The sequence below is a fragment of the Blastococcus sp. VKM Ac-2987 genome (assembly GCF_026967805.1).
GTDB lineage: Bacteria > Actinomycetota > Actinomycetes > Mycobacteriales > Geodermatophilaceae > Blastococcus.
On record NZ_JAPVBG010000005.1, the window covers coordinates 1 to 22,067 of the forward strand.

Genomic DNA, 22,067 nt, shown 5'->3' on the forward strand with positions numbered 1-22,067 from the left:
AGCAGGGTCACCTGGGCGTCGGGGCGCAGCTCGAGGAGTCGGCGGGCGACCGCCGTCCCGATGATGCCGCCACCGACCACGGCGAAACGCTGGACGGACATGGTTCTCCGATCGTGTGCGTCGGGCGTCCTCCCGCCGACCGGCCGGTCCACCGGTGTCTCGACCGCCTCGGTAGCACCGAGCCGACGGAGCGGGTGCCGCATGCGGGACGGTGCCAGCGACAGCGTAGCGCGTGGTGTACGGCGCACCACGTACCAGCGGGGGTCATGTCCGTTTGCCAGGCGCCGGCCGCCCGGAGGCGCCTGGCAGAATCCCCGTCATGTTGCGCTGGCTGACCGCCGGTGAGTCGCACGGCCAGCAGCTCACCGCCATCCTCGAAGGACTCCCGGCCGGGGTCGAGGTGCAGACCTCCGACCTCGACCTGCAGCTGGCGCGCCGCCGGCTGGGGCACGGCCGGGGCGCCCGCATGTCCTTCGAGCAGGACCTCGTCTCGCTCACCGGTGGGGTGCGGCACGGCCGCACCCAGGGCGGCCCGATCGCCGTCCAGGTGGGCAACACCGAGTGGCCCAAGTGGCAGACCGTCATGTCCGCCGACCCGGTGGACGCCGACGTGCTCGCCGGCCAGGCGCGCAACGCGCCGCTCACCCGGCCGCGCCCCGGGCACGCCGACCTCGCCGGCATGCAGAAGTACGGCTTCGACGACGCGCGGCCGGTGCTCGAGCGGGCCAGCGCGCGGGAGACCGCGGCGCGGGTGGCACTGGGCGCGATCGCGCAGGCGTTCCTGCGGCAGACGGTCGGCGTCTCCGTGGTCAGCCACGTGGTCGGCATCGGCCCCGTCGTGGCGCCCGACGGACTGGTGCCCGGGCCGGACGACAACCCGCGGCTGGACGAGGACCCGGTGCGCTGCGCCGACCCGGCCACCAGCGAGCGCATGGTCGCCGAGATCGACGACGCCCGGAGGACCGGCGACACCCTCGGCGGCGTCATCGAGGTCGTCGTGCACGGGCTGCCCCCGGGCCTGGGGACGCACGTGCACTGGGACCGCCGGCTCGACGCCCGGCTGGCCGCCGCCCTCATGGGCGTGCAGTCGGTGAAGGCCGTGGAGGTCGGGGACGGGCTGGAGACCGCCCGCCGCCGGGGCTCGGTGGCCCACGACGAGATCGTGCCTTCCGACGGCGGGACCCGGGTGCAGCGGCTCACCGACCGGGCCGGCGGCATCGAGGGCGGGATGACCAACGGCGAGGTGCTGCGCGTCCGCGCCGCGATGAAGCCGATCAGCACGGTGCCCCGGGCGCTGCAGACCGTCGACGTCGCCACCGGTGAGGCCGCGGTCGCGATCAACCAGCGCAGCGACGCCTGCGCCGTGCCGCGCGGCAGCGTGGTGATGGAGGCGATGGTGGCGCTGGTGCTGGCCGACGTCGTGCTGGAGAAGTTCGGCGGCGACTCGGTCGCCGAGACCCGGCGCAACGTCCAGGCCTACCTCGACGCGCTGCCCTACCGATGACCTCCCCCGCGCTCGTCCTGGTCGGCCCGCCGGCGTCCGGCAAGACCACGGTCGGCACCGCCGTCGCCACCGCCCGCGACCTGCCCTTCCGGGACACCGACCGGGACGTCGAGGTGGAGACCGGCAGCAGCATCGCCGACCTGTTCGTGCAGCACGGCGAGCCGCACTTCCGCGCGCTGGAGGAGCGGGCCGTCGCCCGCGCCCTCGCCGAGCACGACGGCGTCCTGGCGCTCGGCGGCGGCGCGGTGACCAGCGCGGCGACGCGCGAGCTGCTCGTCGCCTACGGGCGGGCGGGCGGCACGGTCGTCTGGCTCGACGTCGACGTCGCCTCAGCCGCCCGGCGGGTGGGCCTGTCCCGCGACCGCCCGCTGCTGGCCGTCAACCCGCGCGCCATGCTGCGCACCATGCTCGAACAGCGCGCCCCGCTCTACGCGGAGGTCGCCACGCACCCGGTGGCCACCGCGGGGCGCTCGACGGAGGAGGTCGTCGCCGAGGTGCTCGAGGTCCTGACGCCGGAGGGAGCCCGGTGAGCCGCCGCGTCCCCGTCGCGGGGGAGCAGCCCTACGACGTGCGGATCGGGGCCGGGGTCCAGGCCGAGCTCGGGCTGGTCCTGGCCGGCACCCCGAAGGCCGCGGTCGTCCACGCGCCGCCGCTGGCCGCCGCCGCCGGTGCGGCCGTCGAGATCCTGCAGACCGCCGGGGTGGCCGCGGAGGCCGTCGTCGTCCCCGACGGCGAGGCGGCGAAGACCGCTCAGGTAGCCGCCGAGGTGTGGGAGGAGTTCGGCCGGCTGGGGCTGACCCGCTCGGACGCCGTCGTCGGCGTGGGCGGGGGAGCGGTGACCGACCTGGCCGGCTTCCTGGCCGCCACCTGGACCCGCGGCGTCCGCGTCGTGCAGGTGCCCACCAGCCTGCTCGGCATGGTGGACGCCGCCGTGGGCGGCAAGACCGGGATCAACACCGCGGCCGGCAAGAACCTCGTCGGCGCCTTCCACCCGCCCGCGGCGGTGCTCGCCGACACCGACCTGCTGGCCGGGCTGCCGGAGGCGGAGTTCCGGTCGGGGCTGGCCGAGGTCGTCAAGTGCGGCTTCATCGCCGACGCCCGGATCCTCGAGCTGCTCGACGCCGACCCCAGCGGGCGGCGGGACACCGAGGAGCTCATCGAGCGCGCGGTGCGGGTCAAGGCGGCGGCGGTGGGCGAGGACCTGCACGACACGGGGGTCCGCGAGTTCCTGAACTACGGCCACACCCTCGCGCACGCCATCGAGCGGGTGGAGGACTTCGGCTGGCGGCACGGCGAGGCGGTCGCCGTCGGGCTGGTCTTCGCCGCCGAGCTGGCCGGGCAGGCCGGCCTGCTCACCCCCGCGGAGGTGGCCCGGCACCGCGACCTGGTCGCCGCCATGGGCCTGCCCACCCGGTACGCCGGGGACTGGGCGCAGCTGCAGCAGGTCATGCGGGTGGACAAGAAGGCCCGCGGGGCGTCGCTGCGGTTCGTCGTCCTCGACGGGCTGGGCGCGCCGACGATCCTTCCCGACCCGGACCAGGCCTGGCTCGACGCCGCCTGGGCCGCCGTGAGCGAGGAGAGAGCATGACGATCCAGGTGCTCAACGGGGCCAACCTCGGCCGGCTCGGCACCCGCGAGCCCGAGGTCTACGGGACGACGACCCACGCCCAGCTCGTGGACCTCGTCGGGACCGCAGCCCGCGAGCTCGGGATGGAGGTGCAGGTGCGCCAGACCGACGACGAGGGGCAGCTGCTGCGCTGGATCCACGAGGCCACCGACGCCGGCGACCCGATCGTGGTCAACCCCGGCGGCTGGACGCACACCTCGGTGGTGCTGCACGACGCGCTGGCCGCCGTGACCGCGCCGGTGCTCGAGGTGCACATCAGCAACATCCACCGCCGCGAGGAGTTCCGGCGGCACTCGTACGTCTCCCGCGTCGCCGACGGCGTCATCGCCGGCCTGGGGGTGGAGGGCTACGTGCTCGCGCTCCAGTGGATGTCGCTGCGGGGGCACCGGTGAGCGGGCGGACCGCCGCCCGACGCGACGTCCTGCGCACCACGGCCGCCGAGCGCGGGCTGGACGCCGTCCTGGTCACCAACCTGCTCAACGTCCGCTACCTGACCGGTTTCACCGGCTCGAACGGTGCGCTGCTGGTGCGGGTCGAGTCGTCCCCCGCCCACCCAGGTGACCTCTTCGGCACCGACGGCCGCTACACCACGCAGGCCGGGGTGCAGGTGCCCGACGTCGAGCTGGTGGTCGACCGGGCCACGGTGCCCGCGCTGGCCCGCGCGGCGGTGCGGCGCGGCGCGGGGCGGATCGGCTACGAGTCGCACGACCTCACCGTCGACGGGCTGCACGGCCTGGAGCGCGTGCTCGCCGACGCCGCCGCCGGCGGGACGGCGCCCGAGCTGGCGTCGGTGCGCCGCGCGGTGGAGGCCCAGCGCGCCGTCAAGGACGACGACGAGATCGAGGCGCTGCGCCGCGCCTGCGCCGTCGCCGACCAGGCGCTGGCCGAGCTGGCCGCCGAGGGCGCGCTGCGGCCGGGACGCACCGAGCTGGAGGTCGGCCGCGAGCTCGACGCCCGCATGCTGGCGCTGGGTGCCGAGGCGCCGTCGTTCGAGACGATCGTCGCCGCCGGGGCGAACTCCGCGATCCCGCACCACCGGCCCGACCGCACCGAGCTGCGCGCCGGCGACTTCCTCAAGCTGGACTTCGGGGCGACGGTCGACGGCTACCACTCCGACATGACCCGCACCCTGGTGCTCGGGCACGCCGCGGACTGGCAGCGGGAGATCTACTCGCTGGTGGCGGCCTCCCAGGCGGCGGGACGGGCCGCGCTGGCGGTGGGTGCCGACGTCGTCGCGGTGGACGCCGCGGCGCGCGACGTCATCGTCGCGGCCGGCCACGGGGACCACTTTCCGCACGGCCTCGGGCACGGCGTCGGCCTGGAGATCCACGAGGCGCCGGGCATCGGCCAGCAGGGCGCGGGTAGGCTGGCCGCCGGCATGGCCGTCACCGTGGAGCCGGGCGTGTACCTGCCCGGCCACGGCGGTGTCCGGATCGAGGACACGCTGATCGTCACCGATGACGCGCCCGAGTTGTTGACCCTCACGAGCAAGGAACTGCTGGTTCTCTAGATGGCTACCACCAACGACCTGAAGAACGGCATCGTCCTCAACCTGGACGGCCAGCTCTGGACCGTCACCGACTTCCAGCACGTCAAGCCCGGCAAGGGTGGCGCCTTCGTGCGCACGACGCTGAAGAACGTGCTGTCGGGCAAGGTCGTGGACAAGACCTTCAACGCCGGCACCAAGGTCGAGACGGCCAACGTGGACAAGCGGTCGATGACGTACCTGTACAAGGACGGCACCGACTTCGTCTTCATGGACGGCGACACGTTCGACCAGATCTACGTGCCGACCGAGACCGTCGGCGGGGGCGCGGACTACCTGCTGGAGAACACCGAGGTCGTCGTCGCCGTGCACGACGGCACCCCGCTGTACGTCGAGCTCCCGGTCACCCTGGAGCTCGTCGTCGAGCACACCGACCCGGGCCTGCAGGGCGACCGCTCCACCGGCGGCACCAAGCCCGCGACGCTGGAGACCGGCGCGCAGATCCAGGTGCCGCTGTTCATCTCCACCGGCGAGAAGCTCAAGGTCGACACCCGCGACGGCCGGTACCTCGGCCGCGTCAACTGAGCGCCGGCTGATCGGCGTGGCTGCCCGCTCCAAGGCGCGCAAGCGTGCCGTCGACGTGCTGTACGAGGCCGATGTCCGCGGCCGGGGCCGGCTGGAGCTGCTCGGGGAGCGGGTCGCCGACGGCAACCCGCCGGTCCCGGACCACACGATCCGCCTGGTCGAGGGCGTGGACGAGTTCGGCGCGCGGATCGACGAGCTGATCGAGACGCACACCGCCGGCTGGTCGCTGGACCGCCTGCCCGACGTGGACCGGGCGATCCTGCGCATGGCCACCTACGAGCTGCTCTGGGCCGACGACGTGCCCGACGCGGTGGTCATCGACGAGGCGGTGGAGCTGGCGAAGGCGCTGTCCACCGACGAGTCGCCGCGCTACGTCAACGGCGTCCTGGGCGCCATCCTCGCCGCCGAGGTGCCCACCGCCTGACCGGCGGCGTCGCCAGGTCTGGGGGTGGGGTCACCCCCTCCCGGGGGGATCCCCCCGACGCCGGGGTGCAGCAAGCTCGCTGGTGGTCGACCGGTTCTGGCGGACGTGCGCCGTCAGGTGTCCGGAAGGGCAGGGGCCCTGACCACCGGAGTGCGAGGAGCGCCCGTTGTCGCGCCAGTTGCAGCAACCCCGGGTCCGCCGTCGTCGATGGACCGTGGCAGCCGCCGGGACGGCGATGGCCCTCGTCGCGCCGGCCCTGGTCGGCACGGCGCCGGCGTCGGCGTCCCTCACCGGTCCGGGGGTCGGGCCGAACAAGAACATCACGGTCTTCCACAACCTCGACTTCGTCGGGGTCTTCGGTTACGGCACGGTCGGCCAGACGGTGCGGGTGGAGGTCATCCGCGACGGTGCCGTGATCGGCGTCGCCCAGGGCCCGGCCTGGACCACCGACGAAGGCGTCGGCCTGGAGGTCAACCACGGCGTCGAGACGGGGGCGGTGTACCCGGGCGACTGCTGGGCCGGCGGCACGCCTGACATCCGGCCCGGCGACCGGGTCGTGGTGTACGCGGGGACGACCCGCAACGAGGTCACCGTCGACGACATCCGCTGGACCGGCGCCCCCGAGTCGGCGGACGAGAACGGGGACGGGACGTCCGACTCCGTCATCGTCCGTGGTGTCGCCAAGCGCTTCGACGGCACCGTCATCCCACCGTCGGTCCTCGACTCCGGCGAGTTCCGCGACGAGGCCGGCAAGTACCGCGCCACTCCGGATGCCATCGAGGCCGACCCGGGGGTGGACGGCGGCTTCGTCGTCCGGTACCGGGCGCCCTATCTCGGCTTCCGCAACAGCGACGGCCTGACCGAGGGCCAGCGGAAGCAGGCGCTGCTCTCCGAGGACGGTCACGCGATCGGGATCGGCCACACCGAGCCGCTGCCGCGGGAGTCCATGCTCGTCGACGGCCTGTCGGACGTGACCGGCCCGGCGGTCGGCTGCGAGAACTTCGGCCAGGACCTGCTGCCGCCCCGGGCGGTCAGCCGGACCCCGGCCCCCGACACGCGCGACGTGGGTCGGCTGACGAACGTCACCGTCGGCTTCGACGAGCCGGTCACCGGTCTGAGCGACTCGACCTTCACGCTGTCCGCCTCCGACGGGACCGCCGTGAGCGCGGCGGTCTCCTACAACCGGACCACCGGCGTGGCCGCCCTCAATCCCTTCCCGGGGACCACCGACCCCTTGGCCGCCGGCACCCGCTACACCGCCACGGTCAGCCAGACGGTCACGGACGCCGCGGGGAACCCGCTGCCGAAGACCAGCTGGTCCTTCGTCACCAGCGGTGAGGGCCCCGACAACGACCGCACCGCGCCCGCCGTCGCCAGCCGGGCACCGGAGGCCGGTGCGACCGGCGTGGCGCGGGGCGCGAACGTGCTGATCGGCATGAGCGAGGCGGTGGCCAGACCCGACTCGACATCGGTCTGGCTCGAGGCGCCGGACGGGACGAAGGTGCCGGCGGTGGTCAACGTCAACGCGACGACCAACACGGTGATCATCAATCCGGACGCCGACCTCGCTGCCGGCACCACCCACACGGTCGTGCTGACCGACGGCGTGCGGGACCTGGCCGGCAACGCGCTGGCGCCCACGACGTGGACGTTCACCACGAGCGGGACGGCGTCCGGGGACACCGTGCCGCCGACGGTCACCAGCCAGTCGCCCGCACCGGGCACGACCGGCGTGGCGAAGGGTGCCAACGTGCTGGCCCGCATGAGCGAGCCGGTCGGCAAGCCCGACCCGTCGGCGGTGTGGTTGGCGGCTGCGGACGGATCGCGGGTGTCCGCAGCGGTCGGCTACAACGCGACGAGCAACACGGTGATCGTGAACCCGGGGAGCGATCTGGTGCCCGGTACGTACACGGTCGTGCTGACCGACGGCGTGAAGGACCTGGCCGGCAACGCGCTCGCACCGACCAGCTGGACCTTCACCGTCGGCGCAGCCCCGCTGGACACCGCCGCGCCGACGGTCACCAGCCGCACGCCCGACCGTGACGGCACTCGCGTCGGCCTCGCCGCCAACGTGTTCATCACCTTCAGCGAGCCGATCACCAGGCCTGACGCCTCCATCGTGTGGCTGCAGGCGCCGGACGGTGCGAAGGTCCCGACGGCGGTGAACTACAACACCACCAGCAACACCGTGGTCCTCAATCCGGAGGCGGACCTCGCTGCGGGCACGACGTACACGGTGGTCCTGACGGCCGGGGTCGAAGACCTCGCGGGCGTGCCCGTCGTCGCCGAGGAGTGGTCCTTCACCACCCGCTGAACCCGAACCCGAACCCGAGAGGCGAGAGGACCCGTCCGCGACCGCGGGCGGGGCCCGAAGGGTTCCCGAGACGGCGGCTGATCCGGCTCAGCGCAGGTCGGGAACGGCACCCGGCCGCGGTCGTCGTCCGGAGGACGACGATGTCACTGCAGGTCGCGGCGGACGAAGAGCCAGACGCCGGCGCCGAGGATCACCGCGGCGAACGCGCCGACGACCAGCCCGCCCTGCAGGTTGGTGACCAGGTAGGTCGGCGGTCCCTCCGGCCCGGTGGTCAGGACGCTGTAGTCGATGACCGGGACCCCGCCCGGGAGGACGAGGGCGACGGCGTTGATCGACAGCAGCCAGCGCTCGAGCACCGGGTCGTAGATCCGCAGCGCGGTCTCGACGACGGCGAAGTAGACGAAGCCGATGCCGAGCGCCGCCCCGGTGTTGCGCACCAGGTTGGCCAGCCCGAAGCCGATCAGCGCCACGAGCACGGCGAGCAGGACCCCGCGCGCCTGGGCGGCCAGCAGCTCGCCCCAGAACCCCGCGGGCAATGCCGAGTCGGTGCCCACCAGGGTCCGCAGGAGCCACCCCATGGCCAGCCAGGCGACCTGCGCGGCCACCCCGATCCCGAGCGCGGCCAGCACCAGGACGCCGATCTTCGTGCCGATGACGCGCAGCCGGTCCGGCACCCAGAACAGCAGGGCGACGATGTTCCGGGTGGACCACTCCGCGCCGATCCAGGTGGCGCCCACGAGGAAGGCGAGCACCGCGGCGGCGGCCGCGAAGCCGATGGCGCCGGGCCCGGCGGCCGAGGCGAGGTCGAAGGGCGCCGTGTCGAGGAAGTCCTCGACGCGCCAGGTGGAGGCGTCCAGCGGCGGCCCGCAGAACTCGTCGACCGGCCGGCCGACGGCCTCGGCCTCGACGGCGCAGTCCGCGCGCCACGCCTCCTCGCCGGCGATGACCTCCGCCATGCGCTCGCGGGCGGTGGCGTAGTCGGCGTCGGTCGGCTCGCCGAACTGGAGCAGCCCGATGACGACGGCCGCCAGCCAGCCGAGCACGGCCAGCCCCAGCAGCGCCTGGATGAACCGGCGGGCGGTGAACCGGTGCAGCTCGGCGCGGAACAGGCTGCCGCCCCGCCGGGCCGACGTCGGGCCGGGAGCACTGGTCGGCTGCTCGGTCACCGCGCTCACGCCTGCCCCCCGGTGATGGCGAGGAACGCGCTCTCCAGGTCGGGGGTCACGCGGACCAGCTCCTCGACGTAGTGGCCGTGCTCGGCGAGCACGCGGGTGATCTCGCCCGGCGCGGGGGCGCCGTGCACCAGCACCTGGCCGTCGGGGGCGGGGGAGACGGTGAAGCCGGCGGCGCCGAGCACCGCCGCGGCGGCGGCCGGGTCGGGGACACCCACGCGGACGTCGCCGGTGCCGGCCCGGGAGAGCACCGAGGCGACCGGACCGGAGGCCACGCGCCGGCCGCGGGCCAGGATCGTCACGGAGTCGCACACCTGCTGGATCTCCGCGAGCAGGTGGGAGGAGACGAGCACGGTCGTCCGGCCGTCGGACCCCAGGCGGCGGATCAGCTCGCGGACGTCGCGGATGCCGGCCGGGTCCAGCCCGTTGCTGGGCTCGTCGAGGATCAGCAGCCGGGGTGCCTTGAGCAGCGCGGCGGCGATGCCGAGGCGCTGCTTCATGCCGAGGGAGTAGCCCGTGAACCGGTCGTCGGCCCGCTCACGCAGGTCCACCAGCTCGAGGCACTCCTCGACGCGGTCCCGCGGGACGCCGGCGGTCTCGGCCAGCAGGCGGAGGTTGCGCCGGCCGGAGAAGCCGGGGAAGAACAGCGGCGTCTCGACCAGGGCGCCGACGTCGCCGATCACGCCCGTCAGGCCGGCGGGCACCGGTCGGTCGAGCAGCTGCATCTCGCCGGCGTCGATGCGCACGAGCCCGAGCAGCGCCCGGATGGACGTCGTCTTGCCCGAGCCGTTCGGGCCGAGCAGGCCGTGGACGCCGCCGGTGTCGACGGTCATGTCCAGCCCGTCGAGCGCCTTGTGCGGCGTGCCGCCCTTGCCGCGGTAGGTCTTGGTGACCCCCGCCATCTGCACCGCCGGCATGCGGCCTCCCTGCTCGCCCGGGCCGGGCGCCCGGCTGGCAGCACAGTGGCACATGCGGTGCTGCCGGGACAGCGTCGCTGCGCGCGTGTCGAGACCGGTCAGGCCCGGAACGGACGAGGGCCCCCGCCGATCGGTGGGGGCCCTGGTCGTCGGCTCAGCTCAGCGCGGGGCGCGCCGGCGGTCGCCCCAGGCGGACTCGTCGACGTCGTCCTCGAGCTCCTCGTCGCCGCCGTTGCTGACGATGCCCTCCATGCCGGGGGAGAGCACCCCCCACTCGATGAGCCGGGAGGTGAGCTCGTCGGGGCTCATGTCGTAGATGATCGCCAGCGACTTCAGGTCCTCGGCGCGGATCGACAGGACCTTGCCGTTGTAGTCGTGCCGCTGCGCCTGGATGGTCGAGGCGTACCGCGCCAGCGGGCCGGCCTCGTCGGCGGGCAGCGAGCCCAGCGACTCCAGGTTCAGGACGATCTTGTTCGTGGAGGTGACCGCGGAACTCGGCCGCGGGTCCGGCAGCAGCTCGGACACCGGGACGCCGTAGAACACGGCCAGCTCGGAGAGGCGCTGCACGGTGACCGCGCGGTCGCCCCGCTCGTAGGAGCCGACCACGACCGCCTTCCAGCGGCCGTGCGACTTGTCCTCCACACCCTGCAGGGAGAGGCCCTGCTGGTTGCGGATGGCGCGGAGCCGGGCGCCGAGGGCCCGTGAGTAGTCGGTGCTCATCGCTGTCTGCTCACTGTCCGTCGTCGTGGATCGGTGCTGGTCGTCACGCAGCGTACGTGGAACGCGGGCTTCACAACAGGCGGGCCGACACGATCGGGCAGGTGAGGGCGTCGATGGGGGTACCGGCCGGGGGATCGGGCCGGGCGGGGGCCCGACGGCCGACCGGGGCGGTGCAGTAACGTCGTCGGCGGTCCGACCACTCCTTTAACGACCCGTCCAGTGAGGCGGGGAAGGAGGCCTCATTGGCCCGCGCTCCCGAGCCTGCCCGGAGTCCGTCTCCCGGCACGCTGCTCTCCTCCGCCGACGTCGCCCGCGTCGTGGACCGCATGGCGCACCAGCTCATCGAACGGGCCGCCGCGAGCGATCCCGGATCGGCCGACGGCGGGCTCCCCGACCTGGTCCTGGTCGGCATCCCCACCCGCGGCGCCCCGCTGGCCCGCCGGCTGGCGGCCCGCATCGAGGCGTTCACCGGCACCCCGGTCGACGTCGGGACCGCCGACATCACGCTGTACCGCGACGACCTCCGGCTCCGCGGCGTCCGCGCGCTCGAGCCCACGGTGCTGCCCGACGCCGGCATCGACGGCCGGCTGGTGGTGCTCGTCGACGACGTCCTCTTCTCCGGCCGGTCGGTCCGGGCGGCGCTCGACGCGCTGCGCGACCTCGGCCGCCCCCGCGCCGTCCAGCTGGCGGTGCTGGTCGACCGCGGGCACCGCGAGCTGCCCATCAAGGCGGACTTCGTCGGCAAGAACGTGCCGACGTCGCGCAGCCAGCAGGTGAAGGTGCACCTCACGGAGGTCGACGGCGCCGACGAGGTCTTGGTGACCGACGGCGGGACGGGAAGGGGGACGCAGTGAAGCGGCACCTGCTGGAGGCGGCCGACCTCGACCGGGCGGACGCGACGCTGGTCCTCGACACCGCGGCGCAGATCGAGCAGGCGCTGGCCGGCCGCGAGGTGAAGAAGCTCCCGACGCTGCGCGGGCGGACGGTGGTGAACCTCTTCTACGAGGACTCCACGCGCACCCGGATCAGCTTCGAGCTGGCCGCCAAGCGGCTCTCCGCGGACGTCATCAACTTCTCCGCCAAGGGCAGCAGCGTCTCCAAGGGTGAGAGCCTCAAGGACACCGCGCTCACCCTCGAGGCGATGGGCAGCGACGCCGTCGTCGTCCGGCACGGCTCGTCGGGTGCCCCCCACCGGCTGGCGAACTGGGTGCGCGGCAGCGTCGTCAACGCCGGCGACGGCACCCACGAGCACCCCACCCAGGCGCTGCTGGACGCCTACACGATCCGGCAGCGGCTGGGCCGGCTCGACGGCGTCCGCGTGACGATCGTCGGCGACGTCCTGCACAGCCGGGTCGCCCGGTCCAACGTCGGGCTGCTGCACACGCTCGGCGCGGAGGTCACGCTCGTCGCACCGCCGACCCTGCTGCCGGTCGGCGTGGGCAGCTGGCCGGCCGCGGTGACCTACGACCTCGATGCCGTGCTGCCCAAGAGCGACGTGGTGATGATGCTGCGGGTCCAGGCCGAGCGGATGAACGCCTCGTTCTTCCCCAGCGCCCGGGAGTACAGCCGCCGCTACGGCCTCGACGGCCGGCGCATGGGCGCGCTGCCCGACGACGCCATCGTCATGCACCCGGGGCCGATGAACCGCGGCATGGAGATCGCGGCCGACGTCGCCGACTCCGTCCGCTCCACGATCGTCGAGCAGGTCGCCAACGGGGTCTCCGTGCGGATGGCCGTGCTCTACCTGCTGCTCGGAGGCGCGCCCCAGTGAGTGAGCATCGCAGCGAGGAACGAGCGAGGAGCGGAGCGAGCGCCCGAGCGGAGCGAGGAGACGACATGGCGACCAGCTACCTCATCAAGGGGGCGCGGCCCCTCGGCGGCGACCCCGCCGACATCCTGGTGAAGGACGGCCGGATCGCGGCGATCGGCGAGTCGCTGTCGGCGACCGGCGCCGCGGTCGTCGAGGCCGGCGGCCTGGTGGCGCTGCCCGGCCTGGTCGACCTGCACACCCACCTGCGCGAACCGGGCCGGGAGGACGCCGAGACGGTCGAGACCGGCAGCCGCGCGGCGGCGCTCGGCGGGTTCACCGCGGTGCACGCGATGGCCAACACCGACCCGGTCGCCGACACCGCCGGCGTCGTCGAGCAGGTGTGGCGGCTGGGCCAGGAGGCCGGGCTGGTCGACGTCGTCCCGGTCGGCGCCGTCACGGTGGGGCTGACGGGCGAGCGGCTCGCCGAGCTCGGCGCGATGGCCGACTCCGCCGCCCGGGTGCGGGTCTTCTCCGACGACGGCTCCTGCGTGAGCGACCCGGCGCTGATGCGCCGCGCGCTGGAGTACGTGAAGGCCTTCGACGGCGTCGTCGCCCAGCACGCGGAGGAGCCACGGCTCACGGCCGGCGCGCAGATGCACGAGGGCGACCGGTCCGCGCGCCTCGGCCTGACCGGCTGGCCGGCCGCCGCGGAGGAGGCGATCATCGCCCGCGACGTGCTGCTCGCGGAGCACGTCGGCGCCCGCCTGCACGTCTGCCACGTCTCGACCGCGGGCTCGGTGGAGATCCTGCGCTGGGCGAAGTCCCGCGGGGTCCAGGTGACCGCCGAGGTGACGCCGCACCACCTGCTGCTCACCGACGCGTGCGCGGAGTCCTACGACCCGGTGTTCAAGGTGAACCCGCCGCTGCGCACCGACGCCGACGTGGAGGCCCTCCGGGCCGGGCTGGCCGACGGCACGATCGACGCCGTCGGCACCGACCACGCCCCCCACGCGGTGGAGGACAAGGAGAGCGAGTGGGCGCAGGCCCGGCCCGGGATGCTCGGGCTGGAGCAGGCGCTCTCGGTGGTCATCGAGACGATGGTGGAGCCCGGCCGGCTCGACTGGGCCGGTGTCGCGGACCGGATGTCGGTGCGCCCCGCGGCCATCGGCCGCCTGACCGGGCTGGGCGACCGGGCGCACGGCCGCCCGCTGGCCCCCGGGGAGCCGGCCAACCTGGTGCTCGTGGACCCGGCGAGCCGGGCCGTGGTCGACCCGGCGGCGCTGGCCAGCCGCAGCCGCAACAGCCCCTACGCCGGCCGGGAGCTCCCCGGCCGCGTGGTCGCGACGTTCCTGCGGGGCGTCCCGACCGTCCTGGACGGAAAGGCAGTTCGTTGACAGACGCGATGCTCGTGCTCGAGGACGGGCGCACGTTCCGGGGCGAGGCCTACGGCGCGATCGGGACGACGGTCGGCGAGGCGGTGTTCTCCACCGGCATGACCGGCTACCAGGAGACGCTGACCGACCCCAGCTACCACCGGCAGGTCGTCGTCATGACCGCCCCGCACATCGGCAACACCGGGGTCAACGACGAGGACGACGAGAGCCGCCGGATGTGGGTCGCCGGCTTCGTCGTGCGCGATCCGGCCCGCCGCCCGGCCAACTGGCGCGCCACCCGGAGCCTGGACGACGAGCTGGTCGAGCAGGGGGTCGTCGGGATCAGCGGCGTCGACACCCGCGCCCTGACCCGCCACCTGCGGGACCGCGGCGCGATGCGCGTCGGCATCAGCAGCGAGTGGGGCGCGCGGGGCGCGGACCAGGTGCGCGACGAGCTGCTCGCGCAGGTCACCGCGGCGGAGAGCATGACCGGCGCCGACCTCGCCCCGCAGGTGAGCACCGGCGAGGCCTACGTCGTCCCGGCGGTGGGGGAGAAGCGGTTCACCATCGCCGCCCTCGACCTCGGCATCAAGACCGCGACGCCCCGGCACCTGGCCGAGCTCGGCGTCGAGACCCACGTGCTGCCCTCCACCGCCACCGCGGAGGAGCTGCTGGCGGCCGGCCCGGACGGTGTCTTCCTGTCCAACGGCCCGGGCGACCCGGCGGCCGCCGACTACGCCGTCGAGGCGGTGCGCGGGGTGCTGGACGCGAAGCGCCCGCTGTTCGGCATCTGCTTCGGCAACCAGATCCTGGGCCGGGCCCTGGGTCTGGGCACCTACAAGCTGCGCTTCGGTCACCGCGGGCTCAACCAGCCGGTGCTCGACCGGGTCAGCGGCACCGTCCGCGTGACCAGCCACAACCACGGCTTCGCCGTCGACGCCCCGCTGGACCGGCCCACCGACACCCCGTACGGGCAGGTCGAGGTCAGCCACGTCGGGCTCAACGACGACGTCGTCGAGGGGCTGCGCTGCCTGGCGGTGCCCGCGTTCAGCGTGCAGTTCCACCCGGAGTCCGCGGCCGGTCCGCACGACGCCGCCCCGCTGTTCCAGCGCTTCGTCGACCTCATGGAGTCCGCGCGGGCCGGGGACGCGCATGCGGGCGGGCCGGCCCCGCAGGTCCAGTCCAGCACCGGGGAGAAGAACTGATGCCCAAGCGCACCGACCTGAAGCACGTCCTGGTCATCGGCTCCGGGCCGATCCTGATCGGGCAGGCGGCGGAGTTCGACTACTCCGGCACCCAGGCCTGCCGCGTGCTGCGCGCCGAGGGCCTGCGGGTGAGCCTGGTCAACAGCAACCCGGCGACGATCATGACCGACCCCGAGGTCGCCGACGCCACGTACATCGAGCCGCTGACGCCGGAGTTCGTGGAGAAGGTCATCGCCAAGGAGCGTCCCGACGCGCTGCTGGCCACGCTGGGCGGGCAGACCGCGCTGAACATCGCGATCGGGCTGTACGAGAACGGCGTCCTGGAGAAGTACGGCGTCCAGCTGATCGGCGCCGACGTCGACGCGATCAACCGCGGCGAGGACCGGCAGCTGTTCAAGGACATCGTGCGGTCGATCGGCGCCGACGCCCCGCGGTCCACGGTCTGCGGGACCGTCGAGGAGGCGCTGGCCACCGCCGCCGACGTCGGCTACCCGGTGGTCATCCGGCCCAGCTTCACCATGGGCGGGCTGGGCTCGGGCATCGCGACCGACGAGCCGATGCTCCGCCGGATGGCCGCCCACGGGCTGGCCGACTCCCCGGTGCACACCGTCCTCATCGAGGAGTCGGTGCTGGGCTGGAAGGAGTACGAGCTGGAGCTGATGCGCGACCGCAGCGACAACGTGGTCGTCATCTGCTCGATCGAGAACATCGACGCGATGGGCGTGCACACCGGCGACTCGGTGACCGTCGCGCCGGCGATGACGCTGACCGACCGCGAGTACCAGCAGATGCGCGACGTCGGCATCGCGGTGCTGCGCGAGGTGGGCGTCGACACCGGTGGCTGCAACATCCAGTTCGCCGTCCACCCGGGCACCGGCCGGCTGGTCGTCATCGAGATGAACCCGCGGGTGTCGCGGTCGTCGGCGCTGGCGTCCAAGGCGACCGGCTTCCCGATCGCGAAGATCGCCGCCAAGCTCGCCATCGGCTACACCCTCGACGAGATCACCAACGACATCACCGGCGTCACCCCGGCGGCCTTCGAGCCGACGCTGGACTACGTCGTCGTGAAGATCCCGCGGTTCGCCTTCGAGAAGTTCCCCGGCGCCGACCCGCGGCTGACCACGACGATGAAGAGCGTCGGCGAGATCATGGCCATGGGCCGCAACTTCGCCGAGGCGCTGGGCAAGGCCATGCGCTCCACCGAGACGAAGGTCGCCGGTTTCTGGACCGGCGGGGGCGGCGGGGCGGGTGGAGCCGCAGCGCCCGGGACCCGCTCCGCCGACGAGCTGCTCGAGGCGCTGCGCACGCCGGTGGACGGCCGGCTCTACACCGCCGAGGCGGCGCTCGCCGCCGGCGCGACCGTCGAGCAGGTGGCCGAGGCCAGCGGGTTCGACCCGTGGTTCGTCGACCAGATCGCCCTCGTCCGCGAGGTGGGGACGGCCGTCGAGGAGGCGCCGTCGCTCACCCCGGAGCTGCTCCGCCGGGCCAAGCGGCACGGCCTGAGCGACCGGCAGATCGCCGCGCTGCGGCCGGAGCTCGCCGGTGAGGACGGCGTCCGCGTGCTGCGCTGGCGGCTGGGCGTCCGGCCGGTCTACAAGACCGTCGACACCTGCGCCGCGGAGTTCGCCGCCCGCACGCCGTACCACTACTCCTCCTACGACGAGGAGACCGAGGTGCAGCCCCGCGAGAAGCCGGCGGTGCTGATCCTCGGGTCCGGGCCCAACCGGATCGGCCAGGGCATCGAGTTCGACTACTCCTGCGTGCACGCCGTCATGGCGCTGCGGGACGCCGGCTACGAGGCGGTGATGGTCAACTGCAACCCCGAGACCGTCTCCACCGACTACGACACCGCCGACCGGCTGTACTTCGAACCGCTGACCTTCGAGGACGTCCTCGAGGTGGTCGAGGCCGAGCGCGCGGCCGGGCCGGTGGCCGGGGTCATCTGCACGCTCGGCGGCCAGACCCCGCTGGGCCTGGCGCAGCGGCTCAAGGACGCCGGGGTGCCGGTGCTGGGCACCTCGCCGGAGGCGATCGACGACGCCGAGCACCGCGGGGCGTTCTCCCGGGTGCTGGCCGACACCGGCCTGCTCGCCCCCAAGCACGGCACGGCGACGACGTTCGCCGAGGCGCACGCGATCGCCGCGGGGATCGGCTACCCGGTGCTGGTCCGGCCGTCCTACGTGCTCGGCGGCCGGGGCATGGAGATCGTCTACGACGACGCCACGCTCGAGGCCTACATCGCCAAGGCCACCGACGTCAGCGCCGCCCACCCGGTGCTGGTGGACCGGTTCCTGGAGGACGCGGTCGAGATCGACGTCGACGCGCTCTACGACGGCACCGACCTCTACCTGGGCGGCGTCATGGAGCACATCGAGGAGGCCGGCATCCACTCCGGCGACTCGGCGTGCGCGCTGCCGCCGATCACCCTGGGGTCGGCGGACCTGCTGAAGATCCGCGCGGCGACCGAGAAGCTCGCCGCCCGCATCGGCGTCCGCGGGCTGATGAACGTCCAGTACGCGATCAAGGACGACATCCTCTACGTGATCGAGGCGAACCCGCGGGCCAGCCGGACGGTCCCGTTCGTCTCCAAGGCCACGGCGGTCCAGCTGGCCAAGGCCGCGGCGCGGATCGCGGTCGGGGAGACGATCGCCGACCTGCGCGCCGCCGGGGTGCTGCCCGCCACGGGCGACGGCACCGACCTGCCCGACGACGCGCCGATCGCGGTGAAGGAGGCGGTGCTGCCCTTCCACCGCTTCCGCACCGTCGAGGGGCACGGCGTCGACACCGTGCTGTCGCCGGAGATGAAGTCCACCGGCGAGGTGATGGGCCTGGACGCCGAGTTCGGCACCGCGTTCGCCAAGTCGCAGGCCGCCGCCTACGGCTCGCTGCCGACCGGGGGCACCGTGTTCGTCTCGCTGGCCAACCGGGACAAGCGCTCGGCGGTCTTCCCGATCAAGCGGCTGGCCGACCTCGGGTTCCGCCTGCTGGCCACGACCGGCACCGCGCAGGTGCTGCGGCGCCACGGCGTCGCCGCCGAGGTCGTCGGCAAGTTCAGCGAGGGCCCGGGCAACGTCGTGGAGCGCATCCAGGCCGGCGACGTCGACCTGGTGTTCAACACCCCCTTCGGCGCCCCGGGCAACAGCGGCCCGCGCCTGGACGGCTACGAGATCCGGACCGCCGCGGTGAGCGCCGGCATCCCGTGCATCACCACCGTGCAGGGCATGGCGGCGGCGGTGCAGGGCATCGAGGCGCTGCGCCAGGGCGGCATCGGCGTCCGGAGCCTGCAGGAGGTGCACGCGGCCCTGGCCGGAGGCACGCACGGCGGCCCCAGCACGTCCGCCGGGACGGGGGAGTGACCTCGGTGCCACCCGGCGCCGTGGCCCGGCTGCGGGACGACCTCGTCGCCCGCCGTCTGGCCGAGGGGCTGCCCGCGGCCTTCACCGCGGGGGTCACCCGCTTCGGGCGGCCCCCGCAGGCGGAGCTCGACGCGCTGACCGGTGCGGCCACCGACCTCGAGGCCCGGCTCGCGGCCGGCGCCGTCGGCGAGGCGGACGTGCCGCTGCTCACCCGCGTGCTCTTCTTCGCCGGCCAGGCGGACCTGCTGTCGGCGCACGGGCTGCCCACCCCGGCCTACGACGTGCTCGGCTCGTTCCGGGACAACCTCGCCCGGCCGCTGGGCCCGCGGGCGGCCGAGCGACCCGCGGCCGGCGGACGGCGGTGGCCGCTGCTGGGCCGGACGATCGGCTTCCCGATCGGCGTCCCCGCCTGCGTGCTCAACGGCAGCGAGGCATGGGTGCGGCACAACGTGGCCAACGGCTGGAACGTGCTCACCTACAAGACCGTCCGCGGCCGGGCGCACCCGCCCAACGAGCAGCCGAACTGGACCTTCGCCGCGCGCCAGACGGCGAGCCTGGCCCCTGGCGCCGCCGCCGACGTCGTCTCCGACCCGTGGGACTGGGTGCCGCCCGGCTCGGCGACGGTCAGCTCGGTGAACTCCTTCGGCGTCCCCTCCCCGGACCCCGGGGAGTGGATGGCCGACCTGTCGCGGGCGGTGGCCGCCGTGGGCGACGAGCAGCTGCTGCTGGTCAGCGTGATGGGGGAGGACCCCGACGGCACCGGCCGGGTCGACGCGCTCGCCGGTGACTTCGCCCGCACCGCGCGGCTGGCCGAGGAGGCCGGCGCACCGGTCGTCGAGCTCAACCTCTCCTGCCCGAACACCCTCGACCGCTCGGCGGGCGGCGTGCGGCCCCCGCTCTGCCTGGATGCCGACGCGACCGTGGCCGTCGTGGCCGCGGTGCGCCGGGCCCTGGACGACCGCACCGGCCTGGTGGCGAAGCTCGCCTGGCTGGACGAGCCCGCGCTGGCCGGGCTGGTGCCCCGGCTGGCGCCGCTGGTCGACGGCATCGCGGGCATCAACACCGTGCAGAGCCGGGTGCGGCGCAGCGACGGCGCCGCGACCTTCCCGGGCCGCGAGCTGGCCGGTCTGTCGGGCATCGCGGTGCGCGACCCGGCGCTGGACTTCACCCGGCGGCTGGTGGCGCTCCGGGAGGCCGGCGGCGTGCACTTCGACGTCCTGGCGATGGGCGGGGTCACCGACCCCGGCTCGTTCGCCGCCCTCTTCGCCCTGGGCGCCGACGCGGTGCAGTCGGCCGCCGGCGCCTTCGCCGACCCGTTCCTCGCCCGGCGGTGCATCGCCGCGCTGGGCGAGACCCTGCCCCGCGCCGTGGAGGCCCCGTGACCGTGCCCTTCGGGCAGCGCCTGGCCCAGTCCGTCGCCGCCCGCGGCCCGCTCTGCGTCGGCCTCGACCCGCACGCGGAGCTGCTCCTCGACTGGGGGGTCGGCGACTCGCCGGACGGGCTCCGCCGCTTCACCGACGCGGTCGTCGACGCGCTGGCCGGATCGGTCGCCCTCCTCAAGCCGCAGATCGCCTTCTACGAGCGGCACGGCTCCCGCGGGCTCGCCGTGCTGGAGGACGGCGTGGCCCGGGCCCGGGCGGCGGGCGCCCTCGTCCTGCTGGACGCCAAGCGCGGGGACATCGGCTCCACCATGGCCGCCTACGCCGACTACCTGCGCCCCGACCACCCGCTGGCGGTGGACGCGATGACCGTGAGCCCCTACCTCGGCCCGGGGTCCCTCGCGCCGGCGGTGCGCACCGCCAAGGCGCACGGCGGCGGGCTGTTCGCGCTCGCCCGGACGTCGAACCCGGACGCCGGCACGCTGCAGCACGCCGCCGTGGGCGGCCGGTCGGTCGCGCAGGTCGTGGTCGACACCGTGCGCGGCTGGAACACCCCCGACCCGTCGCCCGGCGGCGACGAGGTGCCCGACGTCGAGGAGCAGCTGCGCGGGCAGGGTGCGTTCGGCGGCACGACCGGCTCGTTCGGCGTGGTCGTGGGTGCCACGCTGTCCGAGCTGGACGTCGACCTGGAGCTGCTCGGCGGCCCGGTCCTCGCCCCGGGCCTGGGCGCCCAGGGCGGCGCGGTGAGCGACCTGCGCCGGCTCTTCGGCGCCGGAGCTGCCGTGGTGCCCACCGTCTCCCGGGACGTCCTCGGCGCCGGCCCGGACCCGGTCGCGCTGCGGGCCGCCGCGGAGCGCTGGGCGGAGGCGCTCGCGGCCTGACGCGGCGGCCGGCCGGCCACCGGCGCCCACGGTGGAGACGCCGGGCGCCGCCCGGCGTGTCGTGTCGGCGGCGTGTCGGGGGCGTGGCGGGGGCGTAGCCCCCACCAGGGGCACGACCCCGGTACACGGAACGAGACCGTCCGCCCAGGCGCGCTGACCTGCGCTGATCACGGAAGGTCACCGGATGCGTGGCTACGGTGGCAACCCGGGCCCTGCGGGTGTGCCGGGCGATCTCCCAGTTCGTGCGTGACCAGCGGATTTGCCGGGAACCACACGGACCGTGAGGCTCGGAACGGAGGCGCACCACGTCTCGACGAACCGAACGACGGCCGGCCGGCGCACGGCCGGCGACGACACGATTGGGTTGCACCATGCCCCTGCCTGACCTGTCCCCGGAACAGCGGGCGGCCGCCCTGGAGAAGGCGGCCGCAGCTCGCAAGGCACGTGCCGAACTGCGCGAGCGACTCAAGAGCAAGGGCGCCACGGTCGGCGACGTCCTCAAGCAGGGCGAGACCGACGAAGTCATCGGCAAGATGCGGGTCTCCGCCGTCCTGGAATCCCTGCCGGGTGTCGGCAAGGCCCGGGCTGCGAAGATCATGGAACGCCTGGAGATCTCCCCGACGCGTCGCGTGCGGGGGCTGGGCGCCAACCAGCGGCGGGCGCTGGAATCGGAGTTCGGCGGTGACCAGGTCGTCGCCGAGCAGGTTCCTGCCGACGGCTCCGTCTGAGGGGTCGCCGGCGCCGCCGACGAACGCGGGCGAGGACGACGAGTGGCTGCAGCGACACCGGCACGGCTGACCGTGCTCTCCGGGCCCTCCGGGGTCGGGAAGGGCACCGTGGTCGCCGAGGTCCGGCGGCGGCACCCCGACGTGTGGGTGTCGGTGTCGGCCACCACTCGTCGTCCCCGCCCCGGCGAGGTCGACGGCGTGCACTACCACTTCGTGGACGCCGCCGAGTTCGACCGGCTGATCGCCACCGACGGCCTGCTGGAGTGGGCCGAGTACGCCGGTAACCGGTACGGCACCCCCGTCGCGCCGGTCCGCGCCCGGCTGGCCACCGGCCGGCCGGCGCTGCTGGAGATCGAGCTGCAGGGCGCGCGGCAGGTGCGGGCGCGGGCGCCGGAGGCCCAGCTGGTCTTCCTCGCGCCGCCGTCGTGGGCCGAGCTGAAGAGCCGGCTGGCCGGCCGCGGGTCGGAGCCGGCCGCCGTGCAGGAGCGCCGGTTGGCCATCGCGCAGGCGGAGCTGGACTCGTCCGGGGAGTTCGACGTGGTGGTCGTCAACGACGACGTGGCCCGCGCCGCGGACGAGTTGGTAGGCTTGCTGACTGCGCCCTCACCCGGACTCGTGCCGGGGGAGTAGCGCCCACGAGGAAGAG

20 protein-coding genes are annotated in these 22,067 nt (G+C 74.4%); 17 read left to right on the plus strand and 3 right to left on the minus strand.

The annotated features are described in order from the left end of the window. Positions 1-319: 319 nt before the first annotated feature. From aroC to O2W17_RS21590, 8 genes are all read left to right on the plus strand, one after another. On the plus strand, positions 320-1,504 hold the full coding sequence (gene aroC, locus O2W17_RS21555; RefSeq protein WP_269194538.1) for a chorismate synthase: 1,185 nt from the start codon (positions 320-322) through the stop codon (positions 1,502-1,504). After that, on the plus strand, positions 1,501-2,034 hold the full coding sequence (locus O2W17_RS21560; protein ID WP_269194539.1) for a shikimate kinase: 534 nt from the start codon (positions 1,501-1,503) through the stop codon (positions 2,032-2,034). Before aroC ends, O2W17_RS21560 begins: the two co-directional genes overlap by 4 nt. Further along, positions 2,031-3,092 (plus strand): 3-dehydroquinate synthase, encoded by a 1,062-nt coding sequence (gene aroB / locus O2W17_RS21565; RefSeq protein WP_269194540.1) that lies wholly within the window; start codon positions 2,031-2,033, stop codon positions 3,090-3,092. Before O2W17_RS21560 ends, aroB begins: the two co-directional genes overlap by 4 nt. Continuing rightward, positions 3,089-3,523: a type II 3-dehydroquinate dehydratase gene (gene aroQ, locus O2W17_RS21570; RefSeq protein ID WP_269194541.1), complete on the plus strand. Its 435-nt coding sequence runs from the start codon at positions 3,089-3,091 to the stop codon at positions 3,521-3,523. The genes aroB and aroQ overlap by 4 nt, the downstream gene beginning before the upstream one ends. Next, positions 3,520-4,641: a M24 family metallopeptidase gene (locus tag O2W17_RS21575; RefSeq protein WP_269194542.1), complete on the plus strand. Its 1,122-nt coding sequence runs from the start codon at positions 3,520-3,522 to the stop codon at positions 4,639-4,641. Before aroQ ends, O2W17_RS21575 begins: the two co-directional genes overlap by 4 nt. Then, entirely contained in the window at positions 4,642-5,202 is a 561-nt protein-coding gene (gene efp / locus O2W17_RS21580) for an elongation factor P (protein WP_269194543.1), read from the plus strand. It begins immediately after the preceding gene. Between the two features lie 16 nt (positions 5,203-5,218). Continuing rightward, positions 5,219-5,626, plus strand: coding sequence for a transcription antitermination factor NusB (gene nusB, locus O2W17_RS21585; protein ID WP_269194544.1), 408 nt, complete (start codon positions 5,219-5,221; stop codon positions 5,624-5,626). Between the two features lie 214 nt (positions 5,627-5,840). Further along, entirely contained in the window at positions 5,841-7,940 is a 2,100-nt protein-coding gene (locus tag O2W17_RS21590; protein ID WP_269194545.1) for an Ig-like domain-containing protein, read from the plus strand. Positions 7,941-8,083: 143 nt separating this feature from the next. Here the strand turns inward: O2W17_RS21590 and O2W17_RS21595 are convergent, their stop codons facing one another. From O2W17_RS21595 to bldD, 3 genes are all read right to left on the minus strand, one after another. Further along, complete coding sequence (locus tag O2W17_RS21595; RefSeq protein WP_269194546.1) at positions 8,084-9,115, minus strand: hypothetical protein; 1,032 nt, start codon at positions 9,113-9,115, stop codon at positions 8,084-8,086. Further along, entirely contained in the window at positions 9,112-10,029 is a 918-nt protein-coding gene (locus tag O2W17_RS21600) for an ABC transporter ATP-binding protein (protein WP_269194547.1), read from the minus strand. The genes O2W17_RS21595 and O2W17_RS21600 overlap by 4 nt, the downstream gene beginning before the upstream one ends. A gap of 159 nt (positions 10,030-10,188) precedes the next feature. Beyond that, the gene (bldD, locus tag O2W17_RS21605) at positions 10,189-10,749 is read right to left on the minus strand and encodes a transcriptional regulator BldD (protein WP_269194548.1); all 561 of its coding nucleotides are present in this window, start codon (positions 10,747-10,749) and stop codon (positions 10,189-10,191) included. Between the two features lie 242 nt (positions 10,750-10,991). Here bldD and pyrR point away from each other — a divergent pair, with 242 nt between their 5' ends. From pyrR to gmk, 9 genes are all read left to right on the plus strand, one after another. Next, on the plus strand, positions 10,992-11,603 hold the full coding sequence (gene pyrR, locus O2W17_RS21610; protein WP_269194549.1) for a bifunctional pyr operon transcriptional regulator/uracil phosphoribosyltransferase PyrR: 612 nt from the start codon (positions 10,992-10,994) through the stop codon (positions 11,601-11,603). After that, positions 11,600-12,520: an aspartate carbamoyltransferase catalytic subunit gene (locus O2W17_RS21615; RefSeq protein ID WP_269194550.1), complete on the plus strand. Its 921-nt coding sequence runs from the start codon at positions 11,600-11,602 to the stop codon at positions 12,518-12,520. Before pyrR ends, O2W17_RS21615 begins: the two co-directional genes overlap by 4 nt. A 65-nt stretch (positions 12,521-12,585) precedes the next feature. Beyond that, positions 12,586-13,893: a dihydroorotase gene (locus tag O2W17_RS21620; RefSeq protein ID WP_269194551.1), complete on the plus strand. Its 1,308-nt coding sequence runs from the start codon at positions 12,586-12,588 to the stop codon at positions 13,891-13,893. Positions 13,894-13,901: 8 nt separating this feature from the next. Continuing rightward, complete coding sequence (carA, locus tag O2W17_RS21625) at positions 13,902-15,077, plus strand: glutamine-hydrolyzing carbamoyl-phosphate synthase small subunit (RefSeq protein WP_269194552.1); 1,176 nt, start codon at positions 13,902-13,904, stop codon at positions 15,075-15,077. After that, positions 15,077-18,433 (plus strand): carbamoyl-phosphate synthase large subunit, encoded by a 3,357-nt coding sequence (gene carB, locus O2W17_RS21630; protein ID WP_269194553.1) that lies wholly within the window; start codon positions 15,077-15,079, stop codon positions 18,431-18,433. The genes carA and carB overlap by 1 nt, the downstream gene beginning before the upstream one ends. A 5-nt stretch (positions 18,434-18,438) precedes the next feature. Continuing rightward, positions 18,439-19,815, plus strand: a complete 1,377-nt coding sequence (locus O2W17_RS21635) for a dihydroorotate oxidase (RefSeq protein ID WP_269194554.1) — start codon at positions 18,439-18,441, stop codon at positions 19,813-19,815. Beyond that, positions 19,812-20,693: an orotidine-5'-phosphate decarboxylase gene (gene pyrF / locus O2W17_RS21640; RefSeq protein WP_269194555.1), complete on the plus strand. Its 882-nt coding sequence runs from the start codon at positions 19,812-19,814 to the stop codon at positions 20,691-20,693. Before O2W17_RS21635 ends, pyrF begins: the two co-directional genes overlap by 4 nt. Before the next feature lie 371 nt (positions 20,694-21,064). Then, entirely contained in the window at positions 21,065-21,421 is a 357-nt protein-coding gene (gene mihF, locus O2W17_RS21645) for an integration host factor, actinobacterial type (protein WP_269194556.1), read from the plus strand. A gap of 42 nt (positions 21,422-21,463) precedes the next feature. Continuing rightward, positions 21,464-22,051 carry a guanylate kinase gene (gmk, locus tag O2W17_RS21650; RefSeq protein WP_269194557.1) on the plus strand — a complete coding sequence of 196 codons (588 nt, stop codon included), beginning with the start codon at positions 21,464-21,466 and terminating at the stop codon, positions 22,049-22,051. The last annotated feature ends 16 nt before the right edge of the window (positions 22,052-22,067 follow it).